Here is a 21,538-nt window from a genome sequence, read left to right on the forward strand (position 1 = left end):
CACCCGCCTCGTTATAGTACCAATAAAATAACCAGTTCCAGTCTGTGTCAGTTAAATTAAGGATAATAAAGAATGGCTGCAAAAATTTTAATCACCGGATTGATAGCACTATTATTGAGCGGTTGCACGGCAGGTTTCAGACCTTCACTGGATGATTATAAAGGGCAGGATGCGGCCCGAATCCGGGTGGGTTCAGAGGGCAATACGGCACTTCAGTTCTATGAAAAACAGAGTTCAGGTTGCTATAAAAAAATGCTGGAACGCCGTATCACTTCTGGTTTCGCCATTCTGGGCATCCCCGTTACAGGTAATAAACGGATAGGTATGCCAGCGTCGTCTGAAAACAAGGGTGCTTTCATCAATGAATTTACCCTGAAGCCAGGACAGATGATTCGTGTCATTCACTACTGGACACAGGCTGGATACCATCAGAACACTCAAAAATCGGCCACTGTTGAATTTATTCCTCAGGCTAACCATGACTACGATATTGTAGTCAGAGGGTCCGAATATTCAGGCGATAGCGTTTCCATCAAAGACCTTACCCCCAATGGCACCATTGTGGGCTGGGGCGAGATAAAGGTATGCCCATCCGAGAGCATTTTTGATTAGTTTCCTTTTTCTTCATTCCTGAAGCCTGAGTGCTTCAGGAATGAATGTTCCCGATAACGGTACATAAAGACGATACTTTTGGGTGACGATGGAAAGGCCGTTGCCATAACGGGCAGTCAGGCTTTGCTTAAAGCATATAAAATTATATGCCTTTGATTTAATTGGTTTAATTTCCTTAGCGAAAAAGCATCATTAATAACGTTCCCCACCTCAGAACTCTCCTAAAAACTGGTCCTGATAGCAAAGTGACCAATTTCCTCCATTTATCTGATGTTGCATTTTCGGTCCATCTGTAAAACTTCATCTCAACAAACACGGCGCGTCGCGCACGCCGGTTATACCTCAGTTAACGAGGATGCTTTAGCAGCAGGATTGCGCGGTAACACTTTTCAGGAGGAACTTCCTGTGAATAAATCAATGTTAGCGGGTATCGGTATTGGTGTGGCAGCAGCACTGGGTGTTGCAGCCGTAGCAGGCATGAACGTGTTTGATCGCGGTCCTCAATATGCTCAGGTACTGTCTGCAACGCCAATCAAAGAGAGCATTAAACAGCCTCGTCAGGAGTGCCGTAATGTCACTCTGACTCACCGTCGGGCCGTGCAGGATGAAAACCGTCTTGCCGGGTCTGTATTAGGTGCAGTGGCAGGTGGAGTGCTGGGTCACCAGTTTGGTGGCGGTCGCGGCAGAGATGTGGCGACAGTAGCAGGTGCGGTAGCGGGGGGTTATGCCGGTAATCAGGTCCAGGGCGGACTGCAGGATCGGGATACCTACACCACAACCGAACAGCGCTGCAAAACCGTTTACGACAAACAAGAGAAAAAACTGGGATATGATGTGACCTATAAAATAGGCGATCAGCAGGGTAAAATCCGTATGGAAAATGACCCCGGCACGCGTATTCCACTGGATCGCAATGGTCAGCTGGTTCTCAACGGCGATCAGGCGTAATTGGGCAAAGCTTTGCCGCTCACGCGGCCACACAGCACAACGTAATACAGCAGTAATGAAAAAGGCGCATCTCAGGATGCGCCTTTTTTTGCGGCAAACTAACCGGCGCTTTACCGGTTAGATCACCAACGCACGGGCAGGGTGTTACGCCTGCCGTTGAGCCAGTTGCGAAACGAATCCCTGCACCCACTCAAGTCGTACCTTTCTTTCCGATAGCTCACGGGTAAACCGCAGTCGTGTCGGACCGTCCAGCTTCCACTGCTGAGGCTCTTTCTGCAGCAGGCCTATCAGCCATGCCGGATCCACGTTGTTCTTCGGCGCAAAATCGAAATAACCGCCTTTGTCGCTGGCTTCGATCTTACGCAGACCGACAGCGCGGGCTTTCAGCCGGATAATCGCCACATCCAGCAGGTTACGCGCCGGATCGGGCAGCAGGCCAAAGCGGTCGATCATCTCAACCTTCAGCTCCTGCAGCTCCTCTTCAGCCTCCGCGCTGGCGATGCGTTTATAGAGTGAAAGACGGGTACTGACATCCGGGATAAAGGTCTCGGGCAGCAGGGCGGGCATCCGCAGCTCCACCTCGGTCTGGTTGCTGGTGAGATCTTCCAGTGACGGCTCGCGACCCGCTTTCAGCGCCTCGACCGCATTCTCCAGCAGCTCCATATAAAGCGTGAAGCCCAGCGTCTCCATCTGTCCGCTCTGCTCATCACCCAGCAGTTCGCCAGCACCGCGAATCTCCAGGTCATGCGTTGCCAGGGCAAAACCGGCTCCCAGATCTTCCAGTGAAGCGATCGCCTCCAGCCGCTTATGTGCATCGGCGGTCATTGACTTCGGATGCGGCGTTAACAGCCAGGCATAAGCCTGATGATGCGAACGCCCGACGCGACCACGCAGCTGATGCAGCTGCGCCAGGCCAAAGTGATCGGCTCGCTCAATGATGATGGTATTGGCGGTCGGAATGTCGATACCGGTTTCGATAATGGTGGTACAGACCAGCACGTTAAAACGCTGATGGTGGAAATCGTTCATCACCCGTTCCAGATCACGCTCACGCATCTGACCATGGCCAATAGCGACACGCGCTTCCGGCACCAGTTCGCTGAGACGCTGCGCCGCTTTCTCGATATTTTCAACGTCATTGTAGAGGTAGTAGACCTGTCCGCCACGCAGAACCTCACGCAGGATCGCTTCGCGGATAACCAGATCGTCAAATTCACGGACAAAGGTTTTCACCGCTAAACGGCGGGCAGGTGGCGTGGCGATGATCGAGAGATCGCGCATGCCGCTCATGGCCATATTCAGGGTGCGAGGGATTGGCGTTGCGGTCAGCGTCAGAATGTCCACATCGGCGCGCATCGCCTTGATGCGCTCTTTGTGACGCACCCCGAAACGGTGCTCTTCATCGACAATCAGCAGACCGAGATCGTGCCATTTGAGATCGCTCATCAGCAGCTTATGGGTGCCGATTAAGATGTCGATCTTGCCATCGCTGGCCTGTTCCAGCACCTGCGTCTGCTCTTTGGCAGTACGGAAACGGGAAAGCATCTCAATGCGAACCGGCCAGTTGGCGAAGCGATCGCGGAAGTTATCGTAATGCTGCTGTGCCAGCAGGGTGGTCGGCACCAGCACGGCCACCTGTTTATGGTTCTCAATCGCCAGAAATGCCGCGCGCATGGCCACTTCGGTTTTACCGAAACCAACGTCGCCGCACACCAGACGGTCCATCGCCAGCGGCTCGCACATATCACTCAGCACCGCGTTGATCGCCTGCGCCTGGTCCGGGGTGGTTTCAAACGGGAAGCTTTCGCAGAACAGCTGATACTGCTCGTGATTATGCTTAAAGGCAAAGCCGGTTTTGGCGGCGCGCTGAGCATAGATATCCAGCAGTTCAGCCGCCACATCACGCACTTTCTCAGCCGCTTTCTGTCGTGCGCGTGACCAGGCATCGCTGCCCAGTTTGTGCAGTGGTGCATTATCGTCAGCACCGCCCGCGTAGCGGCTGATCAGGTGCAGCGATGAAACCGGCACATAAAGTTTGGCGTCGTTGGCGTAAGAGAGCATCAGGTATTCCGCCTCAATGCCGCCGGCTTCCAGCGTGGTGAGGCCGATATAACGACCCACACCGTGTTCCAGATGCACCACTGGCTGGCCGGGATGCAGCTCCGCCAGGTTACGGATCAGAATGTCCGGATTGATAGTGCGACGGGTATCCTGACGGCGACGGCTGACGCGTTCGCCCAGCAAATCGCTTTCGCAAATCAGCGCCCGGTTGCCCTGGGTATCAATAAAACCGCGCTCGCTGGCGCCGATCATCAGTCGGAAACGCTCTTCACCGGTCTCATCGAAGCGGTGCACCGGCTGAGGACGCAGTTTAATCCGGGCCAGCAGATCCTGCAGGCTTTCACGGCGGCCTTCACTTTCGACCGAGAAGACCACGGTGCCGCTGAAGGTTTCAATAAACTGACGCAGATGATCGAGCGGCGCTTTTGCCTGCGCCTGAACGGTCAGGTCAGGCAGCGGGGTATAACCGAGGTTGGTATTCGCGGCTTTGGCGGGCAGCACCTCATTGGTCATCTGGATGCGCGGCCAGGCTTTCAGCTCTCCCATTAATGCATCCGGACGCAGCCACAGGGTGACCGGCTCCAGCAGTGGACGCATCGGATCAACGCGGCGATTTTCATAGCGCGCCTCGGCATCCTGCCAGAAGCGGCTGGCGCTGCCTTCAAGATCGCCGCAGTTCACAATCAGGGTATTATCCGGCAGATAGCTGAACAGGCTGGGTAACGGCTGCTCAAAAAACAACGGCTGCCAGTATTCGATGCCCGCTGGCAACGTGCCTTTGCTGACCTGCTGATAGACATGCTCCGACTCACGGCGCACATCAAACGTTTCACGCCAGCGGCTGCGGAACAGCTCAATGGCGGCTTTGTCGCTGGGAAACTCATGCGCAGGCAGCAGGTTAATTTCGGGGACCGCTTCCAGCGTGCGCTGACTGTCGACGTCGAACAGGCGCAGGCTGTCGATCTCATCATCGAAAAAGTCGATGCGGTAGGGCTGATCGCTGCCCATCGGGAACAGATCGAGCAGGGCGCCGCGCGTGGCGTATTCACCGTGCTCCATCACCTGATCGACATGGCGATAACCGGCCTGCTCAAGCTGGTCGCGCAGCCGGTCGCGTGACAGTTTTTGTCCCTGCTTCATCACCAGCGCATGGCCGTGCAGGAAACTGTGCGGGCAGACGCGCTGCATCAGGGTGTTGACCGGCATGATCAGCATACCGCGCTGCATCACCGGCAGCTGGTAGAGGGTCGACAGGCGGGCGGAGATAATATCCTGATGCGGCGAAAAGCTGTCGTAGGGCAGCGTTTCCCAGTCGGCAAGGTGCGCCACCGGCAGATCGGTAAACTGGCGGATTTCATCCAGCAGACGCAGAGCGGTTTGGGTATCGGGTGTAATCATTAACACCGGACCAGCATGTCGTTCGGTAATGCTGGCACACTCCACCGCGTGCGCCGCGCCTATGAGCTGGCCGAGCTGACGGTGATCGCCGGATTTAACGGGCAGGGTATAACGAGTCTGTTCGGGCATGGGATCTCGGGGTTGCTCCATTTTTCCAGGACGTAATCATTCCATATTATGTCAGGGGGATCACCTCTGCGGCACAATTTTCCTGCCGCGCCGCGCTGAACCAGGGGATCGGTCAGCCATTACCGGGCGTCAGCGGTAATCGTGCGGATAAAGAGAGGATAGACGGAGTCTGGCAAGGGATCAGAAAAAACCGCCGTCGCCATGCAGCGACGGGGTTAAACGGGCATTTTATTTTATGGATTGCTGTGTGTAATGCATGCGTGGGCGGTCGATATTCGCCCAGGATAACTCCTGCTCAGGATGATAGCTGAGGTTACCGTCGTCCCACTTAACGTAGTAGCCGGCTGGTGCGTTTCCCTGCTCAAAGACGTTGATGATTTCGCCTCTGATCTCCCCGGATTTATGTTTAACGATGCTGCCTTTGGGAAATTTCAACATGGTCGCTACCTCATACTGCCCGGCAATAAATCACCCGTGATCATGGTACTGATTGTAGTCTACCCCCCTGAGCGTTGAATAATCAGCCAATAAGCGGCGGCTTTATCGGCTATTCCGCTGCTTTGGCGCGGAATGTGACGCATCCGGATGCAACTTTGCTGCCGACTCAGAGGGTTAGAGGTTTCATAAAGCCAGCCGCTCCTTTATCATCCCACTACCTATTTTCAGGCAACGGCTTACTGGATTCCATGTATCAACCTGTCGCGCTATTTATCGGTCTGCGTTATATGCGCGGACGAGCATCGGATCGCTTCGGTCGCTTTGTCTCCTGGCTCTCAACGATTGGCATTACGCTCGGCGTGCTGGCGATGGTCACCGTGTTATCGGTGATGAACGGTTTTGAGCGTGAACTCGAAGGCAATATTCTTGGCCTGATGCCTCAGGCGCTGATCACCAGCGACAAAGGCAGTCTCAATCCACAACAGCAACCCGCCACTTCGCTGAATCTGCAGGGTGTCAGCCGTATTGCGCCGCTGACCACCGCCAATGTGGTGCTGCAAAGCCCGCACAGCGTCTCCGTTGGCGTGATGCTGGGCATTGAGCCGGCTGAAAAAGATCCGCTTACCCCTTTCCTGGTCAATACCCGGCAAAGCGTGCTGCAGGCCGGGCAGTATAATGTCATCCTTGGCGAACAGCTGGCATCCCAGCTTGGCGTAAAACGTGGCGATCAGCTGCGTCTGATGGTGCCGTCGGTCAGCCAGTTCACCCCGATGGGACGTGTGCCAAGTCAGCGTCTGTTTACCGTAGCGGGCACCTATGCCGCTAACAGCGAAGTCGATGGTTATCAGATTCTGGTCAATCTTCAGGATGCGTCGCGCGTGATGCGCTATCCGGCCGGTAACATTACCGGCTGGCGACTGTGGCTGGATAAACCGCTGTCGGTCGACAGTCTGAGTCAGCAGACACTGCCTGCGGGCCTGGTCTGGAAAGACTGGCGTGAGCGTAAAGGCGATCTCTTCCAGGCAGTGCGTATGGAGAAGAACATGATGGGCCTGCTGCTGAGCCTGATCATCGCCGTGGCTGCCTTTAACATCATCACCTCGTTAGGCCTGCTGATCATGGAGAAGCAGGGCGAAGTGGCGATCCTGCAAACCCAGGGCCTGACGCGCCGGCAAATAGTGGCGGTGTTTATGGTGCAGGGTGCCAGCGCCGGTATTATCGGCACGCTGCTCGGCATGCTGCTCGGTGTCTTGCTGGCCAGCCAGCTCAACAACTTAATGCCGGTGATTGGCCTGTTCCTTGATGGTGCCGCATTGCCGGTTGATATTAATGTGTGGCAGGTGGTCACCATCGCCCTCAGCGCCATGATTGTGGCGCTGTTGTCTACGCTCTATCCTTCGTGGCGCGCTGCCGCCGTTCAACCTGCTGAGGCTTTACGTTATGAGTAACACTCCTTTGTTGCAGTGCCGCGACCTGTGCAAACGCTATCAGGAAGGCAGCGTGCAGACCGATGTGCTGCGCAATGTGGCTTTCAGCCTCCAGCCCGGTGAACTGACAGCGATTGTCGGCAGCTCCGGTTCCGGTAAAAGTACGCTGCTGCATCTGCTCGGCGGCCTGGATGCACCGACATCGGGCGACGTGGTGTTTGATGGCCAGTCACTGAATGCCATGTCCTCGTCGGCCAAAGCGGAGCTGCGTAACCGCGAGCTGGGCTTTATCTATCAGTTCCACCATCTGCTGCCGGACTTCAGCGCGCTGGAGAACGTGGCGATGCCGCTGCTGATTGGCAAAACGGCTAAAACGGAAGCACAGGATCGCGCCCGTGAGATGCTGGCCGCGGTCGGGCTGGACCATCGCGCCGCGCACCGGCCTTCTGAACTGTCAGGCGGCGAACGCCAGCGCGTGGCGATTGCCCGGGCGCTGGTTAACCGCCCACGGCTGGTGATGGCGGATGAGCCAACCGGTAACCTCGATGCACGCAACGCCGACGCCATTTTTGAATTACTGGGCGAACTGAATGTGCGTCAGGGCACCGCGTTTCTGGTGGTGACCCACGATCTGATGCTGGCAAAACGGATGACGCGTCAGATGGAGATGCGTGATGGTCAGTTAAGCGATCAGCTCACCATGGCAGGAGCGGTGTAATGGGTTCGTCGTTATCCCTGTTGCTGGGCCTGCGCTTTAGCCGTGGCCGCCGTCGTGGCGGCATGGTGTCGCTGATTTCGGTGATCTCCACCATCGGTATTGCGCTGGGCGTGGCGGTGCTGATTATCGGTCTGAGCGCCATGAATGGTTTTGAGCGTGAGCTGAACAACCGCATTCTGGCGGTGGTGCCGCACGGCGAGATCGAGGCGGTCAATCAGCCGTTCCAGCACTGGCAGTCGATGATTGCCCCGATTGAAAAGGTGCCCGGCATTGCGGCGGCAGCGCCTTATGTGAACTTCACCGGCCTGATTGAGAGCGGCGCCCGGCTGGAAGCGCTGCAGGTAAAGGGCGTTGATCCGGCACAGGAGCCGCGTCTCAGTGCCCTGCCACAGTTTGTGGCAGATAACGGCTGGTCCTCTTTTGCCGCCGGTAAGCAGCAGATCATTCTGGGCGGCGGCATTGCTAAATCGCTGAACGTGAAGCAGGGCGACTGGATCACCATCATGATCCCCAACAACGATGGTGATAACAAACTGCTTCAGCCTAAACGTATCCGGCTTCAGGTCAGCGGTATTCTGCAACTGAGCGGCATGCTCGATCACAGCCTGGCGCTGGTGCCACTCGCCGATGCACAGCACTATCTGGAGATGGGTGACAGCGTGTCCGGCATCGCCCTGAAGATGACCGACCCGTTCCAGGCGGTCAAACTGGTGCGGGATGCCGGTGAAGCGACCCGTTCCTACGTCTACATCAAGAGCTGGATTGGCACCTACGGCTATATGTACCGCGATATTCAGATGATCCGCGCCATCATGTATCTGGCGATGGTGCTGGTGATTGGCGTCGCCTGCTTTAACATTGTCTCAACGCTGGTGATGGCGGTGAAGGATAAGAGCAGTGACATTGCGGTGCTTCGTACCCTCGGTGCTAAAGACCGGCTGATCCGCGCCATCTTCATCTGGTACGGTTTGCTGGCAGGCCTGCTGGGCAGCGTCAGCGGCGTGATCGCGGGCGTGCTGGTGGCGCTGAATCTGACCTCACTGGTGCGCGGGCTGGAGTCGGTTACCGGTCATCATCTGCTGGCGGGTGATATCTACTTCATTGATTTCCTGCCGTCGGAACTGCACTGGATTGATGTGTTCTCAGTATTGATTACCGCGATTCTGCTGAGCCTGCTGGCGAGCTGGTATCCCGCCAGACGCGCCAGCCGCATTGACCCGGCTCGGGTATTAAGCGGTCAGTGAAAAAATGCGGCGCGAATCCTTTCGCGCCGCATCTGTTTAAGACCTTTGCTGTTGGGCGCGGCCCTCAGCAACCGTTACTATCGGGTGATGTTAACCCGGAATCTGTTTAGAGCGGCTCGCCGCAGCTGCTACGCCAGGAGATTTTATGCGTACACCACGTCGCCGCATACGACTTGCCCGCCTGAAGAAAACCCGGAGAAAAGTGCATCAGCGCTTTCGCCAGCGCATATTTGAGCGCGATCGTCAGGCCGAACTGGCCGCCCATCCTCAGCCGCATGTTGTTGTGCTGACCGGCGCAGGCATCTCAGCGGAGTCCGGCATCCGGACCTTCCGCGCCGCTGACGGCCTGTGGGAAGAGCACCACGTTGAAGATGTTGCGACGCCCGAAGGATTTCAGCGCGATCCCGCGCTGGTGCAGCGCTTTTACAATGCGCGCCGCCAGCAATTGCAGGAGGCAGAGATTCAGCCTAACGCGGCCCATCTGGCGCTGGCGGAGCTGGAACAGGTATTAGGCGATAACTTTTTGCTGGTCACGCAAAACATCGACAATCTGCATGAGCGTGCCGGAAACAGCCGGGTGCTGCATATGCACGGTGAGCTGCTAAAAGTGCGCTGTGTCACCAGCGGTCAGGTCATTGAGTGGACCGGTGATATCACGCCGGACGATCGCTGCACCTGCTGCCAGTTCCCCTCGGCGCTGCGGCCGCACGTAGTGTGGTTTGGTGAGATGCCGCTGGGCATGGAGCAGATTTATCAGGCGCTGGAACAGGCCGATTACTTTATCGCTATCGGCACCTCAGGCCATGTCTATCCGGCCGCGGGTTTTGTCCATGAAGCCAAACTGCAGGGCGCGCATACTGTTGAGCTGAACCTGGAGCCAAGCCAGGTGGGCAACGAATTTGCCGAGCGACATTACGGCCTGGCGAGCGAAGTGGTGCCGGAGTTTGTGCATAAGCTGCTGCGCGCGCTTTATAAGTAAGCAGGGGCGGCTATGGCCGCCTCGCCGTTTTTTTGCCCATCATGCTGATTCCAGCCGCCCGGTGTTTATCAACATTGCGAGGTTTGCCGCAACAATCTCGTAATCAGCCGTTTTTTTCGGGCTTATTGCTTTCCCAAAGGTTATCGACAGCGCTAACCTGTCTGCGAATGATTTTACGCAACGTTGTAACCGGCTGGTCTGTTAATAATACCGGATGGCACTTTTAAAGGATGGGATATGGAACAGTTACTTGAGCGCTTTTTAAGTTATGTGGCCGTTGAGACCCAGGCTAAGCCGCAGGCGCGCCAGGTGCCCAGCAGTGAAGGGCAGTGGACGCTGGCGCGTCAGCTGCAGGAGGAGTTGCTGGCACTGGGTTTTGTCGATGTCTCCTTAAGCGATCACTGTTGCGTCATGGGCACGCTGCCCGCCAATGTTGACTGGCCGACACCAGTCATCGGTTTCATCTCTCACATGGATACCTCGCCAGACTTTACGGCGAAACATGTGAATCCGCAGATCATTGAAAATTATCGCGGCGGAGACATTGCGCTGGGCAACGGCAACGAAATTCTCTCGCCGGTGATGTTCCCGGTGCTGCACAAGCTGATTGGGCATACGCTGATTACTACCGATGGCAAAACCCTGCTGGGCGCGGATGATAAAGCGGGTATCGCTGAGATCATGACGGCGATGGCGCAACTGGCTGCGAGCGATACGCCGCACGGTGCGATCCGTGTTGCCTTTACGCCCGATGAAGAGATTGGTCGCGGCACTTCTCACTTTGATGTGGAAGGCTTTGCCGCTGACTGGGCCTACACCATTGATGGCAGTGATTTAGGGGAGTTCGAGTATGAGAACTTCAACGCTGCTTCGGCCACCGTCAAAATCGTCGGTAACAACGTGCACCCTGGCTCCGCCAAAGGGGTGATGGTCAATGCGCTGGATCTGGCAAACCAGTTTCATGCCGCGGTCCCGGCCAGTGAAAAACCGCAATATACTGACGGCTATCAGGGCTTCTATCATCTGCATCAGATCAAAGGCAGCGTCGAACACGCCGAGATGCTCTATATCATTCGTGACTTCGAAACGGAGAGTTTTGAACAGCGTAAACAGACGCTGCTGCAGATTGCCGCAGAGATCAACAAAACCCTGCACCCGGACTGTTCGGTCACCGTCGAGATCACCAACAGCTATCGCAACATGCGTGAAAAGGTTGAGCCGTTCCCGCACATCATCGAACTGGCTTTACAGGCGATGCGTGACTGCGGCATTGAGCCGGTAGTGAAACCGATTCGCGGCGGTACGGATGGATCGGCGCTGTCCTGGAAAGGGCTGCCTTGCCCGAACATCTTCACCGGTGGCTATAACTATCACGGCAAGCATGAGTTTGCTTCGCTGAATATCATGGCGAAATCGGTGGAAGTGATTGTGCGGCTGTCAGAGCTGGCGGCGCAGAAGAAGAATTAAACCCGCAGACACAAAAAAGGCTCTCTGCCACGGTGGCAAGAGAGCCTGATTCATTATCAGCTCAGATTATTCGTCGCCGAAGTACCAGTAACCGGCATTGACCAGATCAGCGATCTGCGCCAGTACCGACGGGTCATCCAGCGCATCCCCCAGATCGTCCAGTGTGATGCGATAGTGGCGCGCCAGTACCGCCATCACATCGGGATGTGAACACTCAACACGCTCACCGTTGACATAGACCGCATCGCCAATCGTCAGGACACGCAGGCCACCTAACCGGCTCAGGGTATCGCCCTGTTGCAGCGCATCATAAATTTCATCAGGCTGGTAAGGCGGTTCCGGCGGCGCGACATCGAGTTCGTGGCGTGACTGGGAAATGAATTCGCCAAACCACTGAGCGAACTGCTCCGGCTGATTGACCACATCCAGCATCAACTGACGTACGCCTTCAATCTCCTGCGGCAGAATCTGCGACGGGCAATCACGTGCAGGGACATCCGGATCGCTGAAGCGCAGGCTGCCCAGCTCATTAGCCAGCGCGTAATCTGCAAAGCCGCTGATTAACTCGCGTCCGCTGGGGGCACGGAAACCCACGGAGTAGTTCAGGGCGTTTTCCAGCGAGTAGCCTTCATGCGGGAACCCTGGCGGAATATAGAGAATATCACCCGGCTCCATCTCTTCATCGATGATGGCGTCGAATGGCTCAACCTGCAGCAGATCCGGGTGCGGGCAGTGCTGCTTCAGCGGCACCTTTTCACCGACGCGCCAGCGACGGCGACCGGCACCCTGAATAATAAAGACATCATACTGATCAAAATGAGGACCGACGCCGCCGCCAGGCACGGCAAACGACACCATCAGGTCATCAACACGCCAGTCAGGCAGGAAACGGAAAGGGCGCATCAGTGCGGCAGAGGCTTCATGCCAGTGATTGACCGCCTGTACCAGCAGCGACCAGTTGTTTTCACCCAGATGATCATAGCTCTCGAACGGGCCGTGGCTGACCTGCCATTTGCCATCCTGATGGCTTACCAGGCGGCTATCCACCTCGTTTTCCATCGCCAGACCGGCCAGTTCATCCGGTGAAAGAGGATCGACAAAGTTTTTAAAACCACGCTTCAGCACTACCGGGCGTTTCTGCCAGTAACGCTGAATAAAATCGGGCCAGTTAATATCGAGCTGATAGTCCATAAAAGGGTTCCGCTTAGGGCTGTAAATGCCAGCAAGTATAACAGCCCTGAGGGTTTTCTACTCGCGGCGATGTTCGACTTCCTGGCGCTGAAAGACCACTTCCATGCGTGTTCCGCCGAGTGCACTGCTGGAGGCGATGACGTTGCCCTCATATTGCTCAAGGATATCACGCACCACCGCCAGACCCAGTCCCTGACCGGGACGCAGGGTATCGGCGCGCTGACCCCGGACAAACACTAAATCGCGCTTGCTCTCGGGAATGCCCGGACCATCATCGTCAATATAGAGATGGAGTGCATTTTCGCTCTGAAATGCGCTGATTTCGATAAATTCCAGGCAATACTTGCAGGCGTTATCGAGCACGTTGCCGAGTACTTCCATAAAGTCATTCTGGTCGCCAACAAAGGTCAGCTCCGGTGAGATATCCAGCGAAATCGCCACACCTTTACGCTGATAGACTTTATTCAGGGCCGAGCAGAGCTTGTCGAGCAGACCGGAAACGGAATGCAGATCGCGCTGCAGCGGATTGTGATCGGCCTGCATACTGGCGCGATGAAGATAATAACCGACCTGCTGCGAGATTCGACTAATCTGCTCCAGCATCACCGGCTCAGCCTGTTCCACCGTCAGTTCCTTGCCGTTGCGCAGCGAGCGCAGGGTGCTCTGCAACACGGCCAGCGGCGTTTTCAGGCTGTGGGTCAGGTCTGAAAGCGTGGTGCGATAGCGGGTATAGCGTTGCCGCTCATTGGTCAGCAACAGATTGAGGTTACGCACCAGACTGCGCAGTTCCTGCGGCGGATTATCCGCCAGATTTTCGCGCTGACTGGTCTCCAGTTCGCGCACCTGCTGTGTCAGCGCGCCAATCGGCCGCAGACTCCAGTGCGCCGCCAGCCACAGCAACGGAATGATCAGTATCAGGTTGGCTGCCAGCACATAGCTGAACCACGACCAGACTACATCAGAATGCTGCAACTCCTGCGGGATAGAGTCGACCACCACAATGGTGAGCGCGGGCAGATTCGTGGTGGCATCGTAACGGTTAACGGCGACCGAGTGGGTAAAGGTATCGTTGCTGTCATTGTCCCAGTCGTTGAGTCGTTGCTGAGCATTCAGGTTATTGCCCATCGCCACCATGCTGGTACGGTTACTGGTATCAATCTCGTAGAAGTCAGGCTTCAGCAACCATTCACGGCGGATCTTCTTGCGGATCTCTGGCACGTCGCGTTGCTGCCACAACAGCTTGCCGTGCTCATCGTAAATAAACACCAGCGTCGGGAAGTTGAGCGTCATCCGTTCCGGCTGGGCGATGGTGAGTTTGTTGTCATGCCATTGCGCCAGCGTAAAGAACAGGTTGCTCTCGCCGCGCATTACGCGATAGGTGTTTTTATCGAAACTGACCACATAGCCAATCACCGCCACCATGCCGTAGGAGAGTGAGAGGAAGAGGACGATCGCTGCGGAGGCCAGCAGAAAGCGGGCGCGCAGCGAAATAGGGCGATAACGATTAAACCAGGACATGGTCAGAGATCAAAGCGGTAGCCCTGGCCACGCACGGTGGCGATCACGTCAGTAGGATGCAACGCCAGAATTTTTTTGCGCAGACGGCCCATAAGAACGTCGATGGTGTGGCTTTCACGCAGTTCAGCGTCAGGATAGAGCTGCAGCATCAGCGAGTCTTTGCTCACCACTTTGCCCGCGTTACGGATCAGCGTTTCGACAATGGTGTACTCAAAGGCCGTGAGCTTCACCGGCTGTTCATTGACCGTCAGTTCACGGCGGGAGAGATCAACCTGAAACGGGGCCATATCGATGATTTGCGAGGCATGTCCGCTGTTACGACGCATCAGCGCCTGCAGGCGTGCCGCGACTTCTTCAATGTGAAACGGTTTGGTGACGTAGTCATCCGCACCGGCTTCCAGCGCCTCAACTTTGGCCTGCCAGCCTTCACGGGCGGTCAGCACCAGAATCGGCTGGCGCACGGCATCGCTGCGCCAGCGGCGAATCAGAGACATACCATCTTCATCCGGCAGGCCGAGATCCACCAGCGCGATATCTGGCAGATGTTCCCGAAGAAAATAGTCAGCTTCTTTGGCGTCTTCGGCGGCATCGACCTGATGGCCCATGTCACGTAACTGGACGGCGAGATGATGGCGCAGCAGGGCATTGTCTTCAACAACCAGAACACGCATAGGAATTCCTTACACTCTGTTTGAGTCAACCTGCAGAAAGTATACGCGAAATGTATTAAACAAGATGTTAACGCAGACCGGACTGGGCCGGTCTGCGGCGGGCATTATTTCAGATCGTCAACCATCTGGATAGCGCGGCCAATATAGTTTGCAGGCGTCATCTGCTTCAGACGGACTTTTTCCTCTTCCGGCAGTGCCAGGCTGTCGATAAAGGCCTGCATGCCGGCGGCATCGACGCGTTTACCGCGCGTCAGCTCCTTCAGCTTCTCATAAGGCTTCTCAATGCCGTAACGGCGCATTACCGTCTGGATCGGTTCTGCCAGCACTTCCCAGTTGTGATCCAGTTCATCCAGCAGACGATCGCGGTTCACTTCCAGTTTCGAGATGCCTTTCAGCGTCGCCTGATAGGCGATCAGCGCATAACCGACGCCCACACCGAGGTTACGCAGCACGGTGGAGTCGGTCAGATCGCGCTGCCAGCGTGAGACCGGCAGTTTGCTGGCCAGATGCTGCATTACCGCGTTCGCCAGGCCCAGATTGCCTTCGGAGTTTTCGAAGTCAATTGGGTTCACTTTGTGCGGCATGGTCGACGAGCCAATCTCGCCCGCAATGGTCTTCTGTTTGAAATGGTTCAGCGCCACATAACCCCAGATATCGCGATCGAAATCGATCAGGATGGTGTTAAAGCGGGCGATGCAGTCGAACATTTCGGCAATATAGTCGTGCGGCTCAATCTGGGTGGTGTAAGGGTTCCAGGTGATCCCCAGCGAGGTGACGAAGTTCTCGCTCAGCGCATGCCAGTCCACTTCGGGATAGGCGGCAATGTGGGCGTTGTAATTCCCTACAGCGCCGTTGATTTTGCCCAGCACCTCAATCTGCTTCAGCTGACGTAACTGACGCTCCAGACGGTAAGCGACGTTCGCCATCTCTTTACCCATCGTCGACGGTGTAGCCGGCTGGCCGTGGGTGCGGGAGAGCAGCGGAATGTCACGATATTCGCTGGCAAGATCCTTCACAGCGGTAATCAGCTGCTGCCAGTAAGGCAGGATCACGTCACGACGGGCTGTTTCCAGCATCAGGGCGTGCGACAGGTTGTTGATATCTTCAGAAGTACAGGCGAAGTGGATAAATTCAGAAACGGCATGCAGGGCAGGGACGTCTGCAACTTTCTCTTTCAGGAAATACTCAACCGCTTTGACGTCGTGGTTGGTGGTGCGCTCAATGGTTTTGATACGCGCTGCATCTTCTTCGGAAAAACCGGCGACAATCGCATCAAGGAAAGCGTTTGCGTCGACATCAAATGCAGGAACTTCCTTGATCTCTGCGGTCGCGGCCAGTTTTTGTAACCAGCGAACTTCAACCTCAACGCGGAATTTCAGCAAACCGAATTCGCTGAAAATCGCACGCAGCGGGCTGACTTTATCGCCGTAACGACCATCGACAGGTGAGACGGCGGTCAGAGAGGATAATTCCATCAGTGCAACTCCTGAATCATTTAGCAGTGTTTTGCCGCACCGACTTAGTAAGTCAGTGGCAGCCGGGATAAGAGGGTTTTCGCTTCACGCAGCAAACGCTGACGCGAGAACATCAGTTGCAGTCGGCCACCACCGACCTGCTGCCACAATACGGCAGCACGGATACCGGCTAACAGGGTGGCGCGCACTTTACTCTGTACCTGCGTATTCTGCAGTACCGCAGGCGAACCGGTGACCTGAATACGCGGGCCAAGCGGGCTGATCACATCCACATAGATGGCAGCCATCGCGCTGAGAATGGTGTCTGATTCCAGTTCATAATGCGCCAGCTGGCGATCCAGCTGAGTGATGCGCTGGGCCAGCGTCGCCATGGCAGTTTTACTGGCGCTGAGCTTGCGCTCCAGCACCATCATGCTCAGGGTGTAACGCGTCAGCTCTGCACCTGCACCCTGACGACTGCTGCTGTTCAGCACCGCCATCAGGGTTTCAAGTCCGAGGCGCAGGTTGGCTTCATTGTTGCCAAACACCGCCAGCGTTGAGCCAGGGTTAAGGTCCAGCACGCTGCGCAGCGATACGGTCAGCGCCTCCGGCTGGCAGTGACCCTGCTGAGCCAGCTGCTGCACCAGATGGGCCGACTGACAGATGCCCGCCAGCGCCAGCGTAATTTCCTGATAATTTTTCGCCACGGTTACTCCTGTTTACGCGTCATCAATGCGGGCTGAGCCCGCTTACTCCGCCACTAACGGCAGACGCTGTTCGATAATACCGCCACCGAGGCAGACCTCGCCAAGGTAAAACACCGCAGACTGGCCCGGCGTCACCGCTGCAACCGGCTCGTCGAAACGCACCTCAATCCGATCGTCGCCGTGTGGGATAATCTCACAGGGAATATCGGTCTGACGATAGCGGGTTTTCACGGTGCAGCGAAGCGGGGCGGTAATCGGCTGGCGATCAACCCAGTGCAGCTGCTGCGCAATCAGGCCGACGGACATCAGACGCGGATGATCGCCGCCCTGGGCGACAATCAGGCGGTTACGCGCCACATCTTTGTCGACCACATACCAGGGATCATCTTTGCTCTCTTTCAGGCCGCCAATACCCAGGCCTTTACGCTGTCCCAGAGTATGGTACATCAGCCCCTGATGTTCACCGACGATCTGGCCTTCGGTGGTTTCGATTTCGCCAGGCTGAGCCGGGAGATAGCGCGCCAGGAAGTCGCGGAATTTGCGCTCACCGATAAAGCAGATGCCGGTCGAATCTTTCTTCTTCGCGGTGATAAGGTCGAGCTGTTCGGCAATGCGGCGCACTTCCGGTTTTTCCAGCTCGCCAACCGGGAACAGACTTTGGGCGATCTGCTGGTGGCTCAGGGTATAGAGGAAGTAGCTCTGATCTTTGTTGCCATCCAGACCGCGCAACAGCTGGCTCTGGCCAGCCACGTCCTGACGACGCACGTAGTGACCGGTGGCGATAAAATCTGCGCCGAGATCCTCAGCCGCGAACTCCAGGAACGCTTTGAATTTGATCTCTTTGTTGCAGAGGATATCGGGGTTGGGCGTGCGGCCTGCTTTGTACTCTTCGAGGAAATGCTCAAAGACGTTATCCCAGTATTCAGCGGCAAAGTTAACTTTGTGCAGCTTCATACCCAGCTTGTCGCACACCGCTTGCGCATCCGCCAGATCGTCCGCGGCGGTACAATACTCCTCGCCATCGTCCTCCTCCCAGTTCTTCATGAACAGGCCTTCAACCTGGTAACCCTGCTGTTGCAGTAACCAGGCGGAAACGGAAGAATCGACGCCGCCGGACATACCGACGATCACTTTTTTCTGGCTGTTGTCAGACATGACACGCTCGCATTACGATAAAAAAACAGGCGGCGCATTCTATCATGCGGAAGGCGCGCACGCACCCTCGTGAAACGGCCACCGGAACGGGCTGACCAGATGTAGCGGGTAGCGCGTGCCCTGTTGCCACAGGCGAACGCTTTCCGCGACCAGCGGCGAACGCAGGTTAGAGGCAGTGAGAATCTGCGCTGGCGGCAACCACCAGCAGCAATCGATGTCGCTGTCCTGCGGCTGGGTTGGCGCTTTTTCCGCCAGATCCACGCCAAACAGAAAACGCACAAAAGGCGTACTGTCGGGCGCGATCCACTGGTTTATCGCGATGAAATAGTGCATCGGCGTGGCGATGCCGGTCTCTTCATAGAGTTCGCGCTCTGCGGCTTCCAGCAGAGTTTCATCCGCTTCAAGATGCCCGGCGGGCTGGTTCCAGGTGGGGCGACCGTTAATCGTCTCTTCCACCACCAGTAATTCACCTTCGGCCTGAACCAGACAGGCGACAGTAACATGAGGTTTAAACATCACTTCTCCGCAATTGTTAACCTGAGGTTATAAAAAACCGGTTTTCAGAGCGCATTTTCGCTGAGTTCACGCCACGCGCCCGGAGCCAGATCGTCGAGCGAATAACTCCCCATCGCGTACCGGATCAATCGCAATGTGGGAAAGCCAATGTGAGCGGTCATCCGGCGAACCTGACGATTACGGCCTTCATACAGCGTGATTTTCAGCCACTGCGTCGGGATGTTTTTACGCTCGCGGATGGGTGGCTGACGTGGCCAGAGCCACTCAGGCTCAGCCACTTTTTCTACCCCAGCGGGCAGCGTCAACCCATCTTTCAGATTAACCCCATCCCGCAAAGGCTGCAGATCCGTCTCCCGTGGCTCGCCTTCCACCTGCACATAATAGATCTTACCTGTGCGTTTGCCGGGCTGAGTCAGCGCAGCCTGCAGCGCGCCGTCGTTGGTCAGCACCATCAATCCTTCGCTGTCGCGATCGAGGCGACCTGCGGCATAAACCTCTGCGACGCTGACAAAATCCTTCAGGGTACGTCGGCCCGCTTCATCGGTGAACTGCGGTAACACGTCGAACGGTTTGTTAAAAAGAATCACGCGGCGCGGAGCCGCAGGGCGGGCAGGGGAACGCCGCGCATCACGCGTCGGGCGGCTGAATCGTTTATCCTGGTGAATTCGTTGAGAAGTTTTTCGCATGGGCTTTGCAGTCAGAAACATTCGGCGCATTATAACGTGAAATTGCGGTGATTGGCGTGGCGGAAATATTCAAGTAGTATTGACGCGCATCTTACAAATCATTAACAAACGCCCAGGAGAGGTTAATGGAAAGCAAAGTAGTTGTTCCGGCGGAAGGTCAGAAAATCACCCTGAATCAGGGCAAGCTCACAGTGCCAAACAATCCGGTCATTCCTTACATTGAGGGTGACGGTATCGGTGTTGATGTTTCCCCGGTAATGCTGAAAGTCGTCGATGCGGCGGTGAAGAAAGCCTACAACGGCGAGCGTAAGATCTCCTGGATGGAGATTTACACCGGTGAGAAGTCAGTTGAACTCTACGGCCAGGATGTCTGGCTGCCACAGGAAACTCTCGACTTAATCAAAGAATATCGCGTGGCCATTAAAGGCCCACTGACCACCCCGGTCGGCGGCGGTATTCGTTCACTGAACGTGGCCCTGCGTCAGGAGCTTGACCTCTACGTCTGCCTGCGTCCGGTACGTTACTACAAAGGCACGCCAAGCCCGGTTAAACGTCCTGAAGAGACCGACATGGTGATCTTCCGTGAAAACTCCGAAGATATCTATGCCGGTATCGAGTGGAAAGCGGGCTCTGCCGAAGCGGACAAAGTGATCAAGTTCCTGCGCGAAGAGATGGGCGTGAAGAAAATTCGCTTCCCTGAGCAGTGCGGTATCGGCGTTAAGCCGTGTTCAGAAGCGGGTACCAAACGTCTGGTGCGCGCGGCAGTGGAATACACCATCACTAACGATCGTGATTCACTGACCCTGGTTCACAAAGGCAACATCATGAAGTTCACCGAAGGCTCTTTCAAAGACTGGGGATACCAGTTAGTGAAAGAAGAGTTCGGCGGCGAACTGATCGACGGCGGCCCGTGGATGAAGTTCAAAAACCCGAACACCGGCAAAGAGATCATCGTTAAAGATGTGATTGCTGATGCGTTCCTGCAACAGATCCTGCTGCGTCCGGCTGAGTATGACGTTATTGCCTGTATGAACCTGAACGGTGACTACATCTCTGACGCTCTGGCAGCGCAGGTTGGCGGTATTGGTATCGCACCAGGCGCCAACATCGGTGACGAGTGTGCGCTGTTCGAAGCGACCCACGGTACAGCACCTAAGTATGCAGGTCAGGATAAAGTGAACCCAGGTTCAATTATTCTGTCCGCAGAAATGATGCTGCGTCACATGGAGTGGTTCGAAGCGGCTGACCTGATTGTTAAAGGTGTTGAAGGCGCTATCGCTAACAAGACCGTGACTTACGATTTCGAACGCCTGATGGATGGCGCTAAACTGCTGAAATGTTCAGAGTTTGGTGACGCGATCATCGAAAATATGTAATCCGCATTACATAACATATAGCCAACACGGATGTAAAAATCGTGTTGGCTTTTTACTTCCCGCTTTCTTTCCCCAAAACTCTTCATAAAATCACCTTCACGCAGCAACCACAATCCAGGCTTTGCCGCGATCATCGTTATAGCGGTTACTCATCTAAGCGCTTATTGCTCTCGCACCGTACTGTTTAAGACATTTTCTCAGTGAGAGTGCTGCTAAATCATTTCCCGCTGCATGGCATTTTACTCTCTCTGCAAATTGAATTGTCTGATGCCACGGTAAAAGAGTGAGTGAACGCATATCTGTCATCCACCCTGTCATGCCTGATTTGTTAAACGCTACCCTCTGTTAATCTCTTTCAGTACCAGTTAAGCGCCCGGCATTAAATGTGTCGGGCCACGTTATTTGATCCTTACAGCTGATTCATTTTTGTAACCTGTACCACAAAAAAATAGAGTTACGCATGATCCGGTTGCCGCAGACGTGTACGCTTCTGCCGATACAGAGGGAGAGCATTATGGATGATGAAGCGGTAAGTGATGCTATTGGGGCATGTCGCCTGCTATTTGGACAGGCGGTGATGGAAATCGTGGCTGAAAATAAGCCTGTGACTGGTGAAGCCATTTCTGAAAAAATTCATCAAATGTTTACCGGAATCAACCCGGAACCCGTGATGACGCTGGCTATCAGCCTGCTGACAACCCGCGCCGACTGACCGATCCCGGTCATCAAGCCAGACACCTCAGGCCGCCATGGGCGTAATGCCAGTCAGTTAAGCGACAGGTGATAACGCAGTCTGGTGCCGCTCAGGGGCTGGCGGTCCTCGCGCCGCTGCGCGGTTCCTTC

At 55.7% G+C, this 21,538-nt stretch carries 19 protein-coding genes; 9 read left to right on the forward strand and 10 right to left on the reverse strand.

The features are described 5' to 3' along the window. The first annotated feature begins 72 nt into the window (after positions 1-72). A complete protein-coding gene (locus HFD94_RS20675) occupies positions 73-612 on the forward strand; it encodes a hypothetical protein (RefSeq protein ID WP_052270915.1) in 540 nt (179 codons plus the stop codon). 405 nt (positions 613-1,017) lie between these two features. After that, positions 1,018-1,560 (forward strand): glycine zipper 2TM domain-containing protein, encoded by a 543-nt coding sequence (locus HFD94_RS20680; protein ID WP_003849847.1) that lies wholly within the window; start codon positions 1,018-1,020, stop codon positions 1,558-1,560. Positions 1,561-1,704: 144 nt separating this feature from the next. On the opposite strand, the gene mfd is transcribed toward HFD94_RS20680, so the two are convergent. After that, positions 1,705-5,148 (reverse strand): transcription-repair coupling factor, encoded by a 3,444-nt coding sequence (gene mfd / locus HFD94_RS20685; protein WP_167433509.1) that lies wholly within the window; start codon positions 5,146-5,148, stop codon positions 1,705-1,707. A 228-nt stretch (positions 5,149-5,376) separates the two neighbouring features. Beyond that, positions 5,377-5,586 carry a hypothetical protein gene (locus tag HFD94_RS20690; RefSeq protein WP_003849845.1) on the reverse strand — a complete coding sequence of 70 codons (210 nt, stop codon included), beginning with the start codon at positions 5,584-5,586 and terminating at the stop codon, positions 5,377-5,379. 248 nt (positions 5,587-5,834) lie between these two features. On the opposite strand from HFD94_RS20690, the gene lolC reads away from it, so the two are divergent. From lolC to pepT, 5 genes are all read left to right on the forward strand, one after another. Further along, complete coding sequence (gene lolC, locus HFD94_RS20695) at positions 5,835-7,034, forward strand: lipoprotein-releasing ABC transporter permease subunit LolC (RefSeq protein WP_167433510.1); 1,200 nt, start codon at positions 5,835-5,837, stop codon at positions 7,032-7,034. Then, positions 7,027-7,731 (forward strand): lipoprotein-releasing ABC transporter ATP-binding protein LolD, encoded by a 705-nt coding sequence (lolD, locus tag HFD94_RS20700; RefSeq protein ID WP_010246282.1) that lies wholly within the window; start codon positions 7,027-7,029, stop codon positions 7,729-7,731. The genes lolC and lolD overlap by 8 nt, the downstream gene beginning before the upstream one ends. Next, positions 7,731-8,975, forward strand: coding sequence for a lipoprotein-releasing ABC transporter permease subunit LolE (gene lolE, locus HFD94_RS20705; RefSeq protein ID WP_022625849.1), 1,245 nt, complete (start codon positions 7,731-7,733; stop codon positions 8,973-8,975). Before lolD ends, lolE begins: the two co-directional genes overlap by 1 nt. A gap of 145 nt (positions 8,976-9,120) precedes the next feature. Further along, positions 9,121-9,954: a Sir2 family NAD+-dependent deacetylase gene (gene cobB / locus HFD94_RS20710; protein ID WP_010246278.1), complete on the forward strand. Its 834-nt coding sequence runs from the start codon at positions 9,121-9,123 to the stop codon at positions 9,952-9,954. A 237-nt stretch (positions 9,955-10,191) separates the two neighbouring features. Further along, on the forward strand, positions 10,192-11,421 hold the full coding sequence (gene pepT / locus HFD94_RS20715; protein ID WP_010246276.1) for a peptidase T: 1,230 nt from the start codon (positions 10,192-10,194) through the stop codon (positions 11,419-11,421). A 66-nt stretch (positions 11,422-11,487) separates the two neighbouring features. On the opposite strand, the gene HFD94_RS20720 is transcribed toward pepT, so the two are convergent. The 8 genes from HFD94_RS20720 to rluE all read right to left on the reverse strand — a co-directional run bounded on the left by HFD94_RS20720 (position 11,488) and on the right by rluE (position 19,340). After that, the gene (locus HFD94_RS20720; RefSeq protein ID WP_010246274.1) at positions 11,488-12,612 is read right to left on the reverse strand and encodes a cupin domain-containing protein; all 1,125 of its coding nucleotides are present in this window, start codon (positions 12,610-12,612) and stop codon (positions 11,488-11,490) included. A 57-nt stretch (positions 12,613-12,669) separates the two neighbouring features. Continuing rightward, positions 12,670-14,130: a two-component system sensor histidine kinase PhoQ gene (phoQ, locus tag HFD94_RS20725; protein ID WP_010669868.1), complete on the reverse strand. Its 1,461-nt coding sequence runs from the start codon at positions 14,128-14,130 to the stop codon at positions 12,670-12,672. A 2-nt stretch (positions 14,131-14,132) separates the two neighbouring features. Further along, entirely contained in the window at positions 14,133-14,801 is a 669-nt protein-coding gene (gene phoP / locus HFD94_RS20730) for a two-component system response regulator PhoP (protein WP_010246270.1), read from the reverse strand. Positions 14,802-14,905: 104 nt separating this feature from the next. Further along, entirely contained in the window at positions 14,906-16,276 is a 1,371-nt protein-coding gene (purB, locus tag HFD94_RS20735) for an adenylosuccinate lyase (protein ID WP_061901564.1), read from the reverse strand. A 44-nt stretch (positions 16,277-16,320) separates the two neighbouring features. Further along, a complete protein-coding gene (hflD, locus tag HFD94_RS20740; RefSeq protein ID WP_010246266.1) occupies positions 16,321-16,962 on the reverse strand; it encodes a high frequency lysogenization protein HflD in 642 nt (213 codons plus the stop codon). Between the two features lie 42 nt (positions 16,963-17,004). Next, positions 17,005-18,117 (reverse strand): tRNA 2-thiouridine(34) synthase MnmA, encoded by a 1,113-nt coding sequence (gene mnmA, locus HFD94_RS20745; protein ID WP_010669869.1) that lies wholly within the window; start codon positions 18,115-18,117, stop codon positions 17,005-17,007. 42 nt (positions 18,118-18,159) lie between these two features. Further along, on the reverse strand, positions 18,160-18,633 hold the full coding sequence (locus HFD94_RS20750; protein WP_022625845.1) for an NUDIX domain-containing protein: 474 nt from the start codon (positions 18,631-18,633) through the stop codon (positions 18,160-18,162). A gap of 44 nt (positions 18,634-18,677) precedes the next feature. Continuing rightward, positions 18,678-19,340, reverse strand: coding sequence for a 23S rRNA pseudouridine(2457) synthase RluE (rluE, locus tag HFD94_RS20755; protein ID WP_061901563.1), 663 nt, complete (start codon positions 19,338-19,340; stop codon positions 18,678-18,680). Between the two features lie 104 nt (positions 19,341-19,444). Between rluE and icd the strand changes: the two genes are divergently transcribed. Both icd and HFD94_RS20765 read left to right on the forward strand, forming a co-directional pair. Beyond that, entirely contained in the window at positions 19,445-20,695 is a 1,251-nt protein-coding gene (icd, locus tag HFD94_RS20760) for an NADP-dependent isocitrate dehydrogenase (RefSeq protein WP_010246256.1), read from the forward strand. 514 nt (positions 20,696-21,209) lie between these two features. Beyond that, the gene (locus tag HFD94_RS20765; protein ID WP_061901562.1) at positions 21,210-21,407 is read left to right on the forward strand and encodes a hypothetical protein; all 198 of its coding nucleotides are present in this window, start codon (positions 21,210-21,212) and stop codon (positions 21,405-21,407) included. The last annotated feature ends 131 nt before the right edge of the window (positions 21,408-21,538 follow it).

Origin of the sequence: Pantoea sp. EKM20T (assembly GCF_011800485.1) — a bacterium.
Classification (GTDB): Bacteria; Pseudomonadota; Gammaproteobacteria; order Enterobacterales; family Enterobacteriaceae; genus Pantoea; species Pantoea agglomerans.

Excerpts from the sequence above, each read along its gene's own strand:
- HFD94_RS20675 (WP_052270915.1), top strand. The coding sequence starts at position 73 with ATGGCTGCAAAAATTTTAATCACCGGATTGATAGCACTATTATTGAGC.
- mfd (WP_167433509.1), bottom strand. The coding sequence starts at position 5,148 with ATGCCCGAACAGACTCGTTATACCCTGCCCGTTAAATCCGGCGATCAC.
- HFD94_RS20690 (WP_003849845.1), bottom strand. The coding sequence starts at position 5,586 with ATGTTGAAATTTCCCAAAGGCAGCATCGTTAAACATAAATCCGGGGAG.
- lolC (WP_167433510.1), top strand. The coding sequence starts at position 5,835 with ATGTATCAACCTGTCGCGCTATTTATCGGTCTGCGTTATATGCGCGGA.
- lolD (WP_010246282.1), top strand. The coding sequence starts at position 7,027 with ATGAGTAACACTCCTTTGTTGCAGTGCCGCGACCTGTGCAAACGCTAT.
- lolE (WP_022625849.1), top strand. The coding sequence starts at position 7,731 with ATGGGTTCGTCGTTATCCCTGTTGCTGGGCCTGCGCTTTAGCCGTGGC.
- cobB (WP_010246278.1), top strand. The coding sequence starts at position 9,121 with ATGCGTACACCACGTCGCCGCATACGACTTGCCCGCCTGAAGAAAACC.
- pepT (WP_010246276.1), top strand. The coding sequence starts at position 10,192 with ATGGAACAGTTACTTGAGCGCTTTTTAAGTTATGTGGCCGTTGAGACC.
- HFD94_RS20720 (WP_010246274.1), bottom strand. The coding sequence starts at position 12,612 with ATGGACTATCAGCTCGATATTAACTGGCCCGATTTTATTCAGCGTTAC.
- phoQ (WP_010669868.1), bottom strand. The coding sequence starts at position 14,130 with ATGTCCTGGTTTAATCGTTATCGCCCTATTTCGCTGCGCGCCCGCTTT.
- phoP (WP_010246270.1), bottom strand. The coding sequence starts at position 14,801 with ATGCGTGTTCTGGTTGTTGAAGACAATGCCCTGCTGCGCCATCATCTC.
- purB (WP_061901564.1), bottom strand. The coding sequence starts at position 16,276 with ATGGAATTATCCTCTCTGACCGCCGTCTCACCTGTCGATGGTCGTTAC.
- mnmA (WP_010669869.1), bottom strand. The coding sequence starts at position 18,117 with ATGTCTGACAACAGCCAGAAAAAAGTGATCGTCGGTATGTCCGGCGGC.
- HFD94_RS20750 (WP_022625845.1), bottom strand. The coding sequence starts at position 18,633 with ATGTTTAAACCTCATGTTACTGTCGCCTGTCTGGTTCAGGCCGAAGGT.
- rluE (WP_061901563.1), bottom strand. The coding sequence starts at position 19,340 with ATGTTTCTGACTGCAAAGCCCATGCGAAAAACTTCTCAACGAATTCAC.
- icd (WP_010246256.1), top strand. The coding sequence starts at position 19,445 with ATGGAAAGCAAAGTAGTTGTTCCGGCGGAAGGTCAGAAAATCACCCTG.
- HFD94_RS20765 (WP_061901562.1), top strand. The coding sequence starts at position 21,210 with ATGGATGATGAAGCGGTAAGTGATGCTATTGGGGCATGTCGCCTGCTA.